The organism is Pseudomonas palmensis (assembly GCF_049942755.1).
Taxonomy (GTDB): Bacteria; Pseudomonadota; Gammaproteobacteria; order Pseudomonadales; family Pseudomonadaceae; genus Aquipseudomonas; species Aquipseudomonas palmensis.
In genome coordinates this window covers 3,357,767-3,372,343 of the sequence record NZ_CP187958.1, presented here as the reverse complement: position 1 = coordinate 3,372,343, position 14,577 = coordinate 3,357,767, and the positions used below count along the sequence as shown (strand labels likewise).

The 14,577-nt window shown below is 66.3% G+C and carries 15 protein-coding genes; 6 read left to right on the top strand and 9 right to left on the bottom strand.

All coding sequences use genetic code 11. The features are described from left to right. Positions 1-347: 347 nt before the first annotated feature. Both ACPRTJ_RS15605 and ACPRTJ_RS15600 read right to left on the bottom strand, forming a co-directional pair. On the bottom strand, positions 348-1,274 hold the full coding sequence (locus ACPRTJ_RS15605) for an iron-sulfur-binding ferredoxin reductase (RefSeq protein WP_104571984.1): 927 nt from the start codon (positions 1,272-1,274) through the stop codon (positions 348-350). Further along, complete coding sequence (locus ACPRTJ_RS15600; protein WP_043862120.1) at positions 1,267-2,379, bottom strand: GGDEF domain-containing protein; 1,113 nt, start codon at positions 2,377-2,379, stop codon at positions 1,267-1,269. Before ACPRTJ_RS15600 ends, ACPRTJ_RS15605 begins: the two co-directional genes overlap by 8 nt. Before the next feature lie 283 nt (positions 2,380-2,662). On the opposite strand from ACPRTJ_RS15600, the gene ACPRTJ_RS15595 reads away from it, so the two are divergent. Further along, a complete protein-coding gene (locus ACPRTJ_RS15595; protein WP_043862119.1) occupies positions 2,663-4,186 on the top strand; it encodes a fumarate hydratase in 1,524 nt (507 codons plus the stop codon). A 104-nt stretch (positions 4,187-4,290) separates the two neighbouring features. Here the strand turns inward: ACPRTJ_RS15595 and ACPRTJ_RS15590 are convergent, their stop codons facing one another. The 4 genes from ACPRTJ_RS15590 to ACPRTJ_RS15575 form a co-directional block, all read right to left on the bottom strand. Then, positions 4,291-4,872, bottom strand: coding sequence for a DJ-1/PfpI family protein (locus ACPRTJ_RS15590; RefSeq protein ID WP_043862118.1), 582 nt, complete (start codon positions 4,870-4,872; stop codon positions 4,291-4,293). A 41-nt stretch (positions 4,873-4,913) separates the two neighbouring features. After that, entirely contained in the window at positions 4,914-6,071 is a 1,158-nt protein-coding gene (locus tag ACPRTJ_RS15585; RefSeq protein WP_054914815.1) for a phospholipase D-like domain-containing protein, read from the bottom strand. Position 6,072: 1 nt separating this feature from the next. Beyond that, the gene (locus tag ACPRTJ_RS15580; RefSeq protein ID WP_043862116.1) at positions 6,073-6,654 is read right to left on the bottom strand and encodes a YceI family protein; all 582 of its coding nucleotides are present in this window, start codon (positions 6,652-6,654) and stop codon (positions 6,073-6,075) included. A gap of 93 nt (positions 6,655-6,747) precedes the next feature. Continuing rightward, positions 6,748-7,641 carry an acyl-CoA dehydrogenase family protein gene (locus ACPRTJ_RS15575; protein WP_043862115.1) on the bottom strand — a complete coding sequence of 298 codons (894 nt, stop codon included), beginning with the start codon at positions 7,639-7,641 and terminating at the stop codon, positions 6,748-6,750. Positions 7,642-7,774: 133 nt separating this feature from the next. Between ACPRTJ_RS15575 and olsB the strand changes: the two genes are divergently transcribed. Then, the gene (olsB, locus tag ACPRTJ_RS15570; RefSeq protein ID WP_043862114.1) at positions 7,775-8,530 is read left to right on the top strand and encodes an L-ornithine N(alpha)-acyltransferase; all 756 of its coding nucleotides are present in this window, start codon (positions 7,775-7,777) and stop codon (positions 8,528-8,530) included. Continuing rightward, positions 8,530-9,315 (top strand): lysophospholipid acyltransferase family protein, encoded by a 786-nt coding sequence (locus tag ACPRTJ_RS15565; protein WP_123752839.1) that lies wholly within the window; start codon positions 8,530-8,532, stop codon positions 9,313-9,315. Before olsB ends, ACPRTJ_RS15565 begins: the two co-directional genes overlap by 1 nt. Here ACPRTJ_RS15565 and ACPRTJ_RS15560 read toward each other — a convergent pair. Then, positions 9,291-9,881 carry an ACP phosphodiesterase gene (locus tag ACPRTJ_RS15560; protein WP_043862112.1) on the bottom strand — a complete coding sequence of 197 codons (591 nt, stop codon included), beginning with the start codon at positions 9,879-9,881 and terminating at the stop codon, positions 9,291-9,293. The two genes, ACPRTJ_RS15565 and ACPRTJ_RS15560, sit on opposite strands and share 25 nt — an antisense overlap. A 159-nt stretch (positions 9,882-10,040) precedes the next feature. Here ACPRTJ_RS15560 and ACPRTJ_RS15555 point away from each other — a divergent pair, with 159 nt between their 5' ends. Genes ACPRTJ_RS15555 through ACPRTJ_RS15545 form a run of 3 tightly spaced genes read left to right on the top strand, consistent with a single transcriptional unit; the run spans position 10,041 to position 12,596 of the window. Beyond that, positions 10,041-10,343, top strand: a complete 303-nt coding sequence (locus ACPRTJ_RS15555; protein ID WP_043862111.1) for an ArsR/SmtB family transcription factor — start codon at positions 10,041-10,043, stop codon at positions 10,341-10,343. A gap of 13 nt (positions 10,344-10,356) precedes the next feature. Continuing rightward, positions 10,357-11,526, top strand: coding sequence for an MFS transporter (locus tag ACPRTJ_RS15550; protein ID WP_058540895.1), 1,170 nt, complete (start codon positions 10,357-10,359; stop codon positions 11,524-11,526). Between the two features lie 20 nt (positions 11,527-11,546). Further along, entirely contained in the window at positions 11,547-12,596 is a 1,050-nt protein-coding gene (locus ACPRTJ_RS15545; RefSeq protein WP_058540894.1) for an alkene reductase, read from the top strand. Positions 12,597-12,705: 109 nt separating this feature from the next. Here the strand turns inward: ACPRTJ_RS15545 and ACPRTJ_RS15540 are convergent, their stop codons facing one another. Continuing rightward, positions 12,706-13,530 (bottom strand): hypothetical protein, encoded by an 825-nt coding sequence (locus ACPRTJ_RS15540; protein WP_058540893.1) that lies wholly within the window; start codon positions 13,528-13,530, stop codon positions 12,706-12,708. 39 nt (positions 13,531-13,569) lie between these two features. Next, positions 13,570-14,565: an NAD-dependent epimerase/dehydratase family protein gene (locus ACPRTJ_RS15535; protein WP_058540892.1), complete on the bottom strand. Its 996-nt coding sequence runs from the start codon at positions 14,563-14,565 to the stop codon at positions 13,570-13,572. Positions 14,566-14,577: the final 12 nt, after the last annotated feature.

Below are 14,577 nucleotides of genomic sequence, written 5' to 3'. Positions count from 1 at the left end.
GTGGAGTCGCCATCCAGGCTGGATAATCTCTCAACTCTGGATCAGTGGTTCCAATGACAGCGAGCATATCCAACATGAATACAGACGCCGAGGGCCCCTTCCGCTCTTACAGCGGCTTACTTTTTTCTTGGAAAAAGTAAGCAAAACCGCTCCGTCCATCATCAGGCCCTACGCTTCGCTACGGGTACCCTCCCTCCGGCCTTCTGGGGGACGGAAGATCAAAATCAAAAGCAGATCAAGATCAAGATCAAGATCAAGATCAAGATCAAGAGCCAGAGCCAGAGCCAGAGCCAGAGCCAGAGCAAACGCCACAGGAACCTGAAGTACCTCCTTATGGGAACAAATCCTCAGGCATGCCCCACGAATACATCCGCGAACAGCTGATTACGCGGCAACCCCGCCAGAAACATCCCACGCGCAAACCGCTCCACACTCGACGCAGAGCCACAAGCCAGCGCAATCGTCTGACGCGACGCCAGACGCATCGGCCCCAACTCCTCCGGTATCAGCAACTGCACCTCCACCTGCGGGTACCGCCGCGCCAGGTCATCCAGCTCCCGCTGCAGGTAATGCCCACCCGCCTCGCTCGCCACATGCACCACCCTGATCGCCCCCTGATGCTCCTGACGCAGCGCCTCGCGCACAATCCCCCACAGTGGCGCCAGCCCGGAACCCGCCGCCAGCAGCCACAACGGCCGGGCCTGCCAGTCCGGATCGTAATGCAGCGCGCCGCCGCGCAACTCCCCCAGGCGCACCAGGTCGCCCACCTGCAAACCCCGCGCCGCGCTGCAGAACGCCCCGGCATGCCGGCAATCCAGGTGAAATTCGAGCCATTCATCCTCGCCCGGCACGCTGGCCAGCGAATACGGTCGCGCAACACCCTGCGCGCTCCACAGCACCAGATGCTGCCCCGCCTGATACCGCAACGGCCTGTCCGGTTGCAGGCGCAGGCGCAGCACCTGCGCGCCCAGCCAGTCCAGCGCGACGACCCGCGCCGGCGCCCCATCGCGCACCGGGTCGAACACCGCTACCTGCAGGTCACTCTCGACCCGGCACTGGCAGGCCAGCCGCCAGCCCTCCAGGCGCTTGCCTTCGCTCAGCGCATCGGGCCTGGCATCACCCGGCACACCCGCCAGACAGCGCACCAGGCATGCATGGCAGCTCCCCGCCCGGCAGCTGTAGGGCACGCCCACGCCAGCCTCGTTCAGCGCATCCAGCAGGTTGCTGCCCTCGGCCACCTGCCAACTGCGCTCACCTACGCACAACTCAGGCATCCACCACCTCCCAGGCCGGCACACAGCGATTTCGGCCGCTGCGCTTGGCGCGGTACAGCGCCTGGTCGGCACGGTGCAATGCATTGTCCAGGTCATCCTCGGCTGTCAGCAGGGTCATCCCGACCGACAGGCTCAAGGGCCCCACCTGCCCCTGCATCGCCGCCGAGGGCAACGCACCAAAGGCCTGACGCAGACGCTCGCAGCAATGTTCCAGGGCCTGGGCCGTGCAATCAGGCAACAGCAGCACGAACTCCTCGCCGCCATAGCGGGCCAGCACCGCGGCGTCGCACAGGTGCTCGCTGGCAACCTGGGCAAAGGCCTGCAGTACCCGGTCGCCGACCGCATGCCCGTGGGCGTCGTTGATGCGCTTGAAATGGTCCAGGTCGATCAGCGCCAGACCATGCCGGCTCCCCATGGGCATGCTGGCCAGGGCATCGCTGGCCAGGCGCAGAAAATGCCGGCGGTTGAACAGGCCGGTCAGCTCGTCGGTGGCCACCAGTTCCTCCAGTTGCCCCATCATGCCGCGCAGGGTGTCCTGGTGCGCCTGCAGGGCGATGCGGCGCTGGCGCATGCGCTGGCGCGAGGCCTGCACGTAGCGGGCATACAGGCACAACCAGCACAGCACCACGAACAGCGTGCATACCTGCAACGCCGCCAGCGCCGGGTCCGACAGGCGCCCGTTGCCCCACTCCCACAGGTTCAGGCCGAGAAAGCTGCACAGCACCACCAGCGCGCAGCGGGTGAACGAACGGCCGTTGAGGTGGAACAGGCCGAACATCAGGATCAACGGGTACAGCACCAAGAAGGTGCCACGGGCCTGGTCCAGGTTGGCCAGCAGCCAGGTTTGCCAGGCCGCTGCCAGCAGCACCTGGAACTCCGTGAGGCTGGGGTCGCGCCAGCGCAGGTTGACGCCACTGGCAAACACCCAGCCCAGCCACGCCAGGTTGAGCAACAGCAGCACACTGCTCGCGCCGATGACCGGCACCGGCGCCTGCACATGCCCGCCCAGCACGGCGACCCAGGCCAGCAGCAGCACCAGCAGGTAACTGCCGGCAGCCAGCAGGAAACGCTTGAGAAGAAGCTTTTGCAGAGCGGTTTCGGTCACGGGTGACTCACCAGGCAGCCGAGCGGCAGCGGTTGTGACGGGGGGCAGTCGGTACTGTAGGACGTGTTCGAAATAATTGCCACGCAAAAACAGTGCCTGGCAGCAGGCGACCATGGTTGGCCGCACTGGCGCGTGTACCGGCAGGCGATGCGCGCTATACTGCCGCGCCTTTTTGCGTCGGCCACTGCGTGTCGGCGCGCCTTGAAAGGTCATTGCGACGCCTCGGCCCGTGAACGTCGCGATACCTTAATGAATGTTCCCGTCTTTAAGAGGAGCGCGCTGCATGACCGTGATCAAGCAAGACGACCTGATTCAGAGCGTTGCCGACGCCCTGCAGTTCATTTCGTACTACCACCCCGTCGATTTCATCCAGGCCATGCACGAGGCCTACCTGCGTGAAGAGTCGCCGGCTGCGCGCGACTCCATCGCGCAGATCCTGATCAACTCGCGCATGTGCGCCACCGGCCACCGGCCGATCTGCCAGGACACCGGTATCGTCACCGTGTTCGTGCGCGTCGGCATGGACGTGCGCTGGGATGGCGCGACCATGAGCCTGGACGACATGATCAACGAAGGCGTGCGTCGCGCCTACAACCTGCCCGAGAACGTGCTGCGCGCCTCGATCCTGGCCGACCCGGCAGGTGCCCGCAAGAACACCAAGGACAACACCCCGGCCGTGATCCACTACTCGATCGTCCCTGGCGACAAGGTCGAGGTCGATGTCGCGGCCAAGGGCGGCGGTTCGGAAAACAAGTCGAAGATGGCCATGCTCAACCCGTCCGACTCGATCGTCGACTGGGTGCTCAAGACCGTTCCGACCATGGGCGCCGGCTGGTGCCCGCCGGGCATGCTCGGCATCGGTATCGGCGGTACTGCCGAGAAGGCTGCGGTGATGGCCAAGGAAGTGTTGATGGAGTCCATCGACATCCACGAGCTCAAGGCCCGTGGCCCGCAGAACCGCATCGAAGAGATCCGCCTGGAACTGTTCGAGAAGGTCAACCAGCTGGGCATCGGCGCCCAGGGCCTGGGCGGCCTGACCACCGTGCTCGACGTCAAGATCATGGACTACCCGACCCACGCGGCCTCGTTGCCGGTGTGCATGATCCCCAACTGCGCAGCCACCCGTCACGCGCACTTCGTGCTCGATGGTTCCGGCCCTGCAGAGCTGGAAGCACCGTCGCTGGACGCCTACCCGGAAATCGTCTGGGAAGCCGGCCCGTCGGCCCGTCGCGTCAACCTCGACACCCTGACCCCGGAAGACGTGCAGAGCTGGAAGCCGGGCGAGACCATCCTGCTCAACGGCAAGATGCTGACCGGCCGCGACGCCGCGCACAAGCGCATGGTCGAGATGCTCAACCGTGGCGAAGAGCTGCCGGTGGACCTCAAGGGCCGCTTCATCTACTACGTCGGCCCGGTTGATCCGGTGCGCGAAGAAGTGGTTGGCCCGGCAGGCCCGACCACCGCAACGCGGATGGACAAGTTCACCCGTCAGATCCTGGAGCAGACCGGCCTGCTGGGCATGATCGGCAAGTCCGAGCGCGGCCCGACCGCCATCGACGCGATCAAGGACAACAAGGCCGTGTACCTGATGGCCGTGGGTGGCGCTGCCTACCTGGTGGCTCAGGCGATCAAGAAATCCAAGGTGCTGGCATTTGCCGAACTGGGGATGGAAGCGATCTACGAGTTCGACGTGAAAGACATGCCGGTGACCGTTGCGGTCGACAGCAATGGCGAGTCGGTGCACATCACCGGGCCTGCGCTGTGGCAGAGCAAGATCGCGCAAAGCCTGGCAGTGGAAGTGAAGTAAGCGCCAGCGCTACAAGCTGAAAGCTGAAAGCGGCAAGGGAGTGATCCCTTGCCGCTTTTTTGTTGCCTGTACCGGCCTCTTCGCCGGCACGCCAGCGAAGGCTTTCAGAGGGTAATGCGCGTACCCAGCAACCCCAGGAACCCCGCCAGCCACGCCGGGTGCGCAGGCCAGGCCGGCGCACTGGCCAGGTTGCCCTGCACATGCGCCGCCGTCACCTCGATCTCGACGTAACGCCCACCTGCCAGGCGCACCTCCGGCGCACACGCCGGGTACGCACTGCACTCGCGCCCCTCCAGCACCCCGGCCGCCGCCAGCAGTTGCGCCCCATGGCACACCGCCGCAATCGGCTTGCCCGCCTGGTCGATGGCGCGCACCAATTGCAGCACCTCTTCATTCAGGCGCAGGTACTCCGGCGCACGCCCGCCCGGGATCACCAGCGCGTCGTAGTCTTCGGCACGCACCTGGGCGAAATCGAAGTTCAGGCCAAAGTTGTGCCCCGGCTTCTCGCTGTAGGTCTGGTCGCCCTCGAAGTCATGGATGGCGGTACGTACCGACTGCCCGGCCGACTTGCCCGGGCACACCGCATGCACCGTGTGGCCAACCATCTGCAGCGCCTGGAACGGCACCATCACTTCATAGTCTTCGACGTAATCGCCGACCAGCATGAGAATCTTTTTCGCTGCCATTTCGTCAACTCCTTCTGATGCGGGGGAAAATCGAAAGAACCTCAGTCGCGCCGGTCCAGCAGGTTGACCACCACCCGGTCCAGCCAGCCCCAGATACGCTGTTTCACACGCCGCCACAGCGGCCGCGCCTGCCAGTCGTCCAGGTCGACCTGGCGGCTCAGGGCAAAGTCGCGCTCGAAGCTCGCCACCACGTCGGCGGTCAGTTGCGGGTCGATGGCCTCGACGTTGGCCTCAAGGTTGAAACGCAGGTTCCAGTGGTCGAAATTGCATGAGCCAATGCTCACCCAGTCGTCCACCAGCACCATCTTCAGGTGCAGGAAGCATGGCTGGTATTCGAATATCTTCACCCCTGCCCGCAGCAGGCGCGGGTAATAGCGATGACCGGCATAGCGTACCGAAGGATGGTCGGTACGCGGGCCGGTCAGCAGCAGGCGCACATCGATGCCCAGCGCGGCCGCGCGGCGCAAAGCCCGGCGCACCTTCCAGGTGGGCAGAAAATACGGCGTGGCCAGCCAGATACGACGCTTTCCGCTGATCAGCGCACGCACCAGCGACTGCAGGATGTCGCGGTGCTGGCGGGCGTCGGCATAGGCCACCCGGCCCAGGCCCGGGCCTGCAACCGGCACCCGCGGCAGGTGCGCCAGGCCGAAATGGGTGGGTGGGCGCCACGCGGTGCGGCGCAGGTTGGAACGCCACTGGCGATCGAACAGCATCTGCCAGTCGGCCACCAGCGGCCCCTGCATCTGCACCATCACCTCGTGCCATTCGCTGACCGGCTCGCCCGGTGTCCAGAACTGGTCGGTGACCCCGGTGCCGCCGACCACCGCCCAGGCCTGGTCCACCAGCAGCAGCTTGCGGTGGTCGCGGTACAGGTTGCGCAGCCCCCGGCGCCAACGCAGGCGGTTGTACCAGCGCAACTCAACGCCGGCGCCCAGCAGGCGCTGACGCAGGCTCAAGGTAAAGGCCAGCGAGCCGTAGTCATCGAACAGGCAGCGTACCCGCACGCCGCGCTCGGCGGCCTGCACCAGCGCCTGCACCATGGCCTCGGCACACGCCCCGGCCTCGACCAGGTACAGCTCCAGGTCGACCTGGTGCTCGGCACCCATGATCGTCTGCAGCATGCGCGGGAAGAACTGCGGGCCGTCGATCAGCAGTTCGAACTGGTTGCCGGCACGCCATGGAAACACCGGCCCGGCCATTTCAGCGCGCCGTGAAGATCAGTACCGCACCCACCGGCACCGACAGGTTGATCGACTGCAGCCCGGCGAGCTTCTGCAACGTCTTGAGGCCGGGCAGCAGGTCAAAGTGATCGGCGCTCAGTACCAGCGGCTCCAGGGTCACCACCTGGAAACGCCGCTCGTCGAGCCGGGTGGCGAGCAGCTGCGCGTTGTAGCTGTGGGTCTTGCCGTGCAGGTTGACGGTCACCGGCAGGCGCAGTTCGACCTGGGCACCGTTGGCCAGGTCGTTGATCGGACGCAGGTCGATCTGCGCCTGGATGGTCGCGTCGGGGTATTTGGCCACCTCGAACAGGTCGTTGCGCATGCGCTCGTCACGCAGCGGGATGCCGCTGCTGACCGAGTCCATCTCGATCTGCAGCTCGGCCGCACCCTTGCGATCGACCTTGCCATGCAGCACCAGAAAGCGATGCACCTCGGACACGTTGCCGTTCTTGCTGGTGATGAACGACAGGCGCGACGATTCGCCGTCCAGGTGCCAGTTGGCCTGAGCAGGCAGGCTCGCCAGGGCCAGCAGGGCGAGAGCGATTCGGGGCAGGCTGAACATGCAGGTTCCTGAAAGCGTAAAGCCGCCAACATTACCCGCCTGCCCGCACGGCAGCAAGCGACAGCCTGTGGCCATGCGGGCAGCCCGGCAATCTCAGGCCAACCCGCTGCCGGCCCATGCCTTGGCCAGGCGCCTGGCCCGCGCCGCGCTGGCGATCTGCAGGATACCCTGGTCGCGCTGCCACAGCTCGGCCCAGGGCCCCGGCGTGCTCGTCAGCGCCTGGTCGAGCTCGCCGCTCAGTTGCGAGAACTGCGCGAACAGGCCGCCCAGCAACAGGTGGAACGCCGCCGAATCGGCGCATTGCCGGCTGCCTTCGGCACACCCGGCCAGCAGCCCGATCAGGCGCAGCAAAAGCCCCTGCGGCCAGGCATTGGCGCGGCCTACCCCGTACAGCCAGGCGCTCAGGGCGCTCAGCACGTACAGGTCTTCCAGCGAGCGGAACGGCTTGACGTAGGCATCCCAGCCGTCACCGGCCAGGCGTTCGCACAGGGCCTGTTCAAGGTGCAGGCGGGCATGCCCGACCTCAGGCATCAACGGCAGGCTCGGCAAGGGCTCCACGCGCACACCGGGCTCCCCCGGGTACACCACCGCCAGGCTCAGCCGAGGCGCCTGGCCCGGTGCTTCGCAGCGCGCCGCCACCAGCAGCCAGTCGGCGTCCGGCCCGGCGGTGACGAAGTCCTTGCTGCCGCTCAGGCGCAGCGTGTCGAGCGCCAGGCGCATGCCCATGTCGGCGGCGCGCACGCTGCGCCGCTCACTCGCACACAGGGCGCCGAGGCCGGCCGGGGCGCTGGGCCACAGCACGCGCAAGGCGGCCTGGTAGCCCACCAGAAACGCCAGCCCCGGGGTCGGCATGGCTTGCCCGCCCAGCACTGCCAGCTCGAACGGGCTGACCGTGCCGAGCTGCTCCAGCAGGCTGGCGTAGGTGTCACCCAGGTTACCGGTTGCCAAGGGCGGAATGGGATCGTTGAGTCGCTGCAGCCAGGCCATCGGCGTGCTCCTTGAGGGCTGTCATACAAGCATCACCAAAGCTTCATGGGGGTGACACCGCGTCTACCTAGGCTGAGCTTGCACAACATAGTCGACCGGCCGCAACCCCATGGCTGGCTTATGGAGACTCGCAATGACCCTGACTGCATGCCCTGGCGACACCCGTAACGAACGCCGTCTGCAGGCCGAGCGCCTGGTCGGCCCCGCCGCGCTGCACGAAGCCCAGGCATTGCGCTTTCGCGTGTTCAGCAGCGAATTCAAGGCCAGGCTCAAAGGCGCCGAACACGGGCTGGACATGGACGACTACGACATCCACTGCCAGCACATCGGCGTACGCGACCTCAACAGCGGGCACCTGGTGGCCACCACCCGCCTGCTCGACCACCAGGCCGCCAGCAGCCTGGGGCGCTTCTACAGCGAAGAGGAGTTCAGCCTGCATGGCCTGGGCCATCTGCAGGGCCCCATCCTTGAACTGGGGCGCACCTGCGTCGACCCGGCCTACCGCAACGGCGGCACCATCGCGGTGCTGTGGGGCGAGCTTGCCGAGGTACTCAACGAGGGCCGCTACAGCTACCTGATGGGTTGCGCCAGCATCCCCATGCAGGACGGCGGCGTGCAGGCCCACGCGATCATGCAACGCCTGCGCGAGCGCTACCTGTGCACCGAGCACCTGCGCGCCGAACCGAAGAACCCGCTGCCCAGCCTGGCACTGCCCGGCAACGTCATCGCCGAGATGCCGCCACTGCTCAAGGCCTACATGCGCCTGGGCGCCAAGATCTGCGGCGAGCCGTGCTGGGACGAAGACTTCCAGGTGGCCGACGTGTTCATCCTGCTCAAGCGCGACGAGCTGTGCCCACGCTACGCCCGCCACTTCAAGGCGGCGGTGTGATGCAACGCCTGCGCGTGTATGCGCGAATCGTCCGGGTGCTGCTGGTGGTGCTGTTCGGGCTGGGCATGGCCAGCCTGTTCAGCCTGTACGAGCGCCTGCACCTGAGTACTCCCGACGACCGCCGCCAGCGCTGGTCGCAACTGTTCATGGCCCGGCTTGCCCGGGCCTTGCCGTTCAAGGTCACGGTGATCGGCAACCGCCCGCAGCAAACGATGCTGTGGGTCAGCAACCACGTGTCGTGGACCGACATCCCGCTGCTGGGCATGCTCGCGCCGATGTCGTTCCTGTCCAAGGCCGAGGTGCGCCAGTGGCCGGTAGCCGGCTGGCTCGCGCTCAAGGCCGGCACCCTGTTCATCCGCCGCGGCGGCGGCGACAGCCAGCTGCTGCGCCAGCAGATCGCGCGCCACCTGCAACAGGCCTGCCCGGTGCTGATCTTCCCCGAAGGCACCACCACCGACGGGCGCAGCCTGCGCACCTTCCACGGGCGCCTGCTGGCCAGCGCAATCGACACCGCCACGCCCGTGCAACCGGTGGCCGTGCGCTACCTGCGGGGCGGCAAGCCCGACCCCATCGCGCCGTTCGTGGGCGATGACGACCTGCTCTCGCACCTGCTGCGCCTGTTTGCCCACGACTGTGGCGAGGTGCAGATCCACCTGCTGGCGCCCATCCAGAGCGCCGGCCAGGAACGTGCGGCACTGGCGTTCAATGCCCAGCTGGCGATCCACACGGCGCTGTTCGGCGCCCAGCCGGTGGCCCAGCCTCAGCGCCGCGCCAAGGCGGCCTGAGCGTCGGCCGCAAAGCCCTGCAGTTCGGGGTAGAAGTGGCGAAAGTCTTCCATCAGCGGGCCGTACAGCGCCTGTACCTCCTGCATCGCGCCTGCCATACCCTCGGGGCGGGACAGGCGCCGGGCAATACCGTTGAACACCTGTTCGAGCACCGCGAACTCGCGGTACGAGCCCAACCAGTCGTCCGCCGCCATGTACGGCGCAATCTGCGCCAGGCGCCCGGGCAGCTCGGGCTCGGCCGCCAGCACCTGGTACACGCGCCCGGTGAACTGGCTCAGCGGCTGCCGGGCATAGTCGTGCCAGTGCAGCGCCAGGCAGTGGTCGAAAAACACATCGAGGATGATCCCGGCATAACGGCGCCGCTCACGCGGAAAACGCGCCAGCGCCGCCAGTACCCGCGGGTGGCTGTCGGTGTACACGTCGATCTGGCGGTGCAGGCGGATGGCGGCTTCCAGCGGCTGGGCAAAGCGCCCCTGCAACGGCCCCTTGACGAAGTCGCCGTACAGGCTGCCGAGCAGTTGTTCGGGCTGCTGGCCGCCCAGGTGAAGGTGTGCGAGGTAGTTCATAGGCCGCAGTCTAGCACCGCTTGCCCGCTTGAATATCGTTATAACCCGATATAGCGATTCATGCGCACGACAGAACCAAATCATATTTGTATATCGCGAAATACCGATTTATATTTCGCCCCATCGCGATATAACGCTATACCCACCACGAGCCCACCCATGCCTCTTGATCTCGACGAAATAATAAAAGCCCTGGCCCACCCAGTACGGCGAGAAATCCTGAACTGGTTGAAAGACCCGCAAGCCTGCTTCCCTGACCAGCACCACAGCACCGAACACGGTGTGTGCGCCGGGCAGATCGACCAACGCTGCGGCCTGTCGCAGTCCACGGTCTCGGCCCACCTGGCCACCTTGCAGCGCGCGGGGCTGATCAGCAGCCAGAAGATTGGCCAGTGGCACTTCTTCAAACGCAACGAGGAAACCATCCAGGCCTTCCTCCAGCAGATGAGCCAAGAGCTCTGACAAGGACCTTGCAATGCCCCTTTCGCTGTTGATCCTGGCGCTGAGCGCCTTCGCCATCGGTACCACCGAGTTCGTCATCATGGGCCTGCTGCCGGATGTGGCAAGCGACCTGGGTGTGTCGATCCCCGGTGCCGGCTGGCTGGTGACCGGCTACGCGCTGGGCGTGGCCATCGGCGCGCCGTTCATGGCCCTGGCCACCGCCCGGCTGCCGCGCAAGGCCGCACTGGTGGCGCTGATGGGGGTATTCATCATCGGCAACCTGCTGTGCGCCCTGGCCACCGACTACAACGTGCTGATGTTTGCCCGCGTGGTCACCGCGCTGTGCCACGGCGCCTTCTTCGGCATCGGTTCGGTGGTGGCGGCCAACCTGGTTCCGGCCAACCGCCGCGCCTCGGCCGTGGCGCTGATGTTCACCGGCCTGACCCTGGCCAACGTGCTGGGCGTGCCACTGGGTACCGCGCTGGGCCAGGTGTACGGCTGGCGCTCGACGTTCTGGGCAGTGACCGTGATCGGCGTGATCGCGCTGATCGGCCTGATCCGCTTCCTGCCGATCAAGCGCGACGAAGAGAAACTCGACATGCGTGCCGAGCTGGCTGCGCTCAAGGGCGCAGGCATCTGGCTATCGCTGTCGATGACCGTGCTGTTCTCGGCCTCGATGTTCGCCCTGTTCACCTATGTGGCGCCGTTGCTGGGTGATGTCACCGGCGTGTCGCCGCGCGGCGTGACCTGGACCCTGCTGTTGATCGGCCTGGGCCTGACCCTGGGCAACATCCTGGGCGGCAAGCTGGCCGATCGTCGCCTGGCCGCCACGCTGATGGGCGTGTTCGCCGCCATGGCGGTCATCTCGACCGCCCTGAGCTGGACCAGCACCGCGCTGATTCCGGCCGAGATCACCCTGTTCCTCTGGGCCACCGCCGCGTTCGCCGCCGTGCCGGCCCTGCAGGTCAACGTGGTGAGCTTCGGCAGGGCGGCACCGAACCTGGTGTCGACCCTGAACATCGGTGCCTTCAACCTGGGCAATGCGCTGGGCGCCTGGGTCGGCGGCACCGTGATCGACCAGGGCCTGGGCCTGACCCGCGTGCCCCTGGCGGCAGCGGCGCTGGCCGTGCTGGCCCTGATCGTCACCCTTATCACATTCAGCCAGGGCGGCAACAACGCCGACCTGGCACCTGCCACTCACTGATTGCCACGAGGTTCACGCACATGACAACGCTATTCGACCCGATCACCCTTGGCGACCTCGAGTTGCCCAACCGCATCATCATGGCCCCGCTGACCCGCTGCCGGGCCGACGAAGGCCGCGTACCCAACGCGCTGATGGCCGAGTACTACGTGCAGCGCGCCAGCGCCGGGCTGATTCTCAGCGAGGCCACCTCGGTGACCCCGCTGGGCGTGGGCTACCCCGACACACCGGGCATCTGGAGCAACGACCAGGTGCGTGGCTGGACCAACGTGACCAAGGCGCTGCACGGTGCTGGCGGGCGCATCTTCCTGCAACTGTGGCACGTGGGACGCATCTCGCACCCGCTGTACCTGAACGGCGAAACGCCGGTTGCGCCGAGCGCGGTGCAGCCCAAGGGGCATGTGAGCCTGGTGCGCCCGATCACCGAATTCGTCACCCCGCGCGCGCTGGAAACCGAGGAAATCGCCGACATCATCGAGGCCTACCGCATCGGTGCCGAGAACGCCAAGGCGGCCGGCTTCGACGGTGTGGAGCTGCATGCGGCCAACGGCTACCTGATCGATCAGTTCCTGCAGAGCAGCACCAACCAGCGCACCGACGAGTACGGTGGCTCGCTGGAGAACCGTGCACGGCTGCTGCTGGAAGCGACCGATGCGCTCATCGACGTGTGGGGCGCGCAGCGCGTGGGCGTGCACCTGTCGCCACGGGCCGACCTGCACGACATGGGCGATGCCAACCTGACCGAGACGTTCACCTACGTGGCGCGGGAGCTCGGCAAACGTGGCATCGCCTTCATCTGTGCGCGTGAGCGAGTGGCCGAAGACAGCATCGGGCCGTTGCTCAAAGAGGCGTTTGGCGGGCCGTACATCGCCAACGAACGCTTCGACAAGGCCAGTGCGAATGCTGCCATTGCCAACGGCACGGCCGATGCGGTGGCCTTCGGCGTGCCGTTCATTGCCAACCCCGACCTGCCGGCACGGCTGCAAGCGGATGCACCGCTGAACGAGCCACGGCCTGACACGTTCTACTCCAAGGGCCCGGTCGGGTACATCGATTACCCGGTGATGTAAGCGTCGGCTCTTTCGCGGGTCAAGCCCGCTCCCACAAGGGTATCGGTGGTGTGCAGACAGCCACTGTACCGGTGGGAGCGGGCTTGACCCGCGATAGCTTCACAGCGGATCAGGGCTTGGCGTTGATCTGCCGTTGCAGGTTCTGCACCTGGCTCTGCAAGGTGGTGATGTTGCGGGTCACCTGCCCGCGAAACGCATCGAACTCCGCCGTCGAGGCACCCGCCCCGGCAGCCGCCGCCGGGCGATTCTCCTGCTCGCTCTTGAGCACGATCAGGTCCTGTTCCAGGCGCTGGATCGCCGCCCCCGGATCCCCCTGCTTCTTCAATGCGGCAATCTCCGTCGACAGGCTCTTGAGCTGCGCATCGACCTTGCCGGTATCAGCCTGCGCCGCCTTCACCGCCGCCAGCTCCGTGGCCACGGCCTTGAGTTGCGCCTGCAACTGGGCATTGGTCGCCTGCTGCTCGCCAACCTGCGCCAGGGCCTGCTCCAGCCGCTTGCCCAGGTCACCCTGCTGCCCGGCTACGCCCTGCTGCTGCTTGCTCTGCTCGGCGAGGCTGGCCTGCAACTGCTTTATCTGCAGCTTCAGTGCCTCGCTGCCGGTGCTGACGCTCGACTCGCTGGCCGCCACCTTGCCGCTGATGTCCTGCAGGCGCCCGGCAGCTTCTTCACTGATGCGCGCAAAGCTTTCCTGGGTGGCCACCAGTTGCTGCTCCATCAGCGAAATCTGCTGGAAGCTCCACCAGCCAAGCCCGGCCAGGGCGATGAACGAAGCGCCCACCAGCGCCCACAACGGCCCGGTGGCCGCCGGCTTGCGCGGTTTGCCGCGCACGGCGGCCACCCGTGCACCTGGCGCCGGGGCAAAGTCGTCATCATCGCGACCGCCGGCCTTGAGGCTGGGTACATCATCGAAATCGTCGTGAGCATCGTTGCGCATGGATCAACCGCCGTGAGTGCAAATGAGCGCCAGTATAAGTCAGTGGCCGCCGTGCTGGGCCTTCCACCAGCCGCAGAATTCATCCAGCGCCGCCCACAGGCTGACCTGCGGGCGGTAGTCCAGTTGCTGGCGGGCGCGGCTGATGTCCAGGGTGAAATCCTTGTTCATCACCTGCACCGCCAGACGCGACAGGGTCGGTTGCGGACGGCCCGGCCACAGCAGGCAGGCCCCCTCGTTCAGCGCGCCCAGGCTGTAGGCCAGGCCACTGGAGCGGTAGCGCGTGACCTGGGGCAGGTCCATGCGCCGCATCACGTAATTGATAACGTCCCACAGCGGTAGCGGGTGGCCGTTGCTGATGTTGTAGGCCTGCCCGAGCGCGTCGTTGCCGGCCAGCACCGCGTTGATCAGCGCCTCGTTGAGGTTCTGCACGCTGGTGAAGTCGACCTTGTTCAAGCCGTTGCCGATGATCGCCAGACGGCGTTTCTGCTGCATCTTGAGCAGGCGCGGGAAGATGCTCACATCCCCTGCCCCGGTGACGAAGCGCGGGCGCAGGGCCAGCACTTCCAGGCCGAACTCCTGGGCACCGAAAACCTTCTGCTCGGCCAGGTACTTGGTGGTCGCGTAGGCATCGTGCAGGCGCCGCGGCACCTGCTCTTCGGTCACCCCCAGGCGCGAGCGCCCGTTCCAGTAGATCGACGGCGAGGACAGGTGCACCAGGCGACGAACGTGTTCCTTCAGGCACGCCTCCACCACGTTCTCGGTGACCACCACGTTGCCCTGGTGAAAGTCCTGGTAGCGTCCCCAGTTGCCCACCGCACCGGCGCAGTGCACCACGGTTTCGACGCCTTGGCAGACCCGCCGGGCCAACTCCGGGTCGCCCAGGTCCCCCGGAATGAACTGGGCGCCGCGGCGCACCAGGTGCTCGACGCCTTCGGCCCGCCGGCCATTGACCCGTACCTCCATGCCCTGCTCCAGGGCAAAGCGCGCAAAGCGCCCGCCAATGAAGCCGCTTGCGCCGGTGACCAGAATTCGCATGAAGCACTCCGC

What these genes read in the sequence shown, in the direction of transcription:
- ACPRTJ_RS15605 (WP_104571984.1), bottom strand. Translation starts at nt 1,274, where the DNA reads ATGCCTGAGTTGTGCGTAGGTGAGCGCAGTTGGCAGGTGGCCGAGGGC.
- ACPRTJ_RS15595 (WP_043862119.1), top strand. Translation starts at nt 2,663, where the DNA reads ATGACCGTGATCAAGCAAGACGACCTGATTCAGAGCGTTGCCGACGCC.
- ACPRTJ_RS15590 (WP_043862118.1), bottom strand. Translation starts at nt 4,872, where the DNA reads ATGGCAGCGAAAAAGATTCTCATGCTGGTCGGCGATTACGTCGAAGAC.
- ACPRTJ_RS15585 (WP_054914815.1), bottom strand. Translation starts at nt 6,071, where the DNA reads ATGGCCGGGCCGGTGTTTCCATGGCGTGCCGGCAACCAGTTCGAACTG.
- ACPRTJ_RS15580 (WP_043862116.1), bottom strand. Translation starts at nt 6,654, where the DNA reads ATGTTCAGCCTGCCCCGAATCGCTCTCGCCCTGCTGGCCCTGGCGAGC.
- ACPRTJ_RS15575 (WP_043862115.1), bottom strand. Translation starts at nt 7,641, where the DNA reads ATGGCCTGGCTGCAGCGACTCAACGATCCCATTCCGCCCTTGGCAACC.
- olsB (WP_043862114.1), top strand. Translation starts at nt 7,775, where the DNA reads ATGACCCTGACTGCATGCCCTGGCGACACCCGTAACGAACGCCGTCTG.
- ACPRTJ_RS15565 (WP_123752839.1), top strand. Translation starts at nt 8,530, where the DNA reads ATGCAACGCCTGCGCGTGTATGCGCGAATCGTCCGGGTGCTGCTGGTG.
- ACPRTJ_RS15560 (WP_043862112.1), bottom strand. Translation starts at nt 9,881, where the DNA reads ATGAACTACCTCGCACACCTTCACCTGGGCGGCCAGCAGCCCGAACAA.
- ACPRTJ_RS15555 (WP_043862111.1), top strand. Translation starts at nt 10,041, where the DNA reads ATGCCTCTTGATCTCGACGAAATAATAAAAGCCCTGGCCCACCCAGTA.
- ACPRTJ_RS15550 (WP_058540895.1), top strand. Translation starts at nt 10,357, where the DNA reads ATGCCCCTTTCGCTGTTGATCCTGGCGCTGAGCGCCTTCGCCATCGGT.
- ACPRTJ_RS15545 (WP_058540894.1), top strand. Translation starts at nt 11,547, where the DNA reads ATGACAACGCTATTCGACCCGATCACCCTTGGCGACCTCGAGTTGCCC.
- ACPRTJ_RS15540 (WP_058540893.1), bottom strand. Translation starts at nt 13,530, where the DNA reads ATGCGCAACGATGCTCACGACGATTTCGATGATGTACCCAGCCTCAAG.
- ACPRTJ_RS15535 (WP_058540892.1), bottom strand. Translation starts at nt 14,565, where the DNA reads ATGCGAATTCTGGTCACCGGCGCAAGCGGCTTCATTGGCGGGCGCTTT.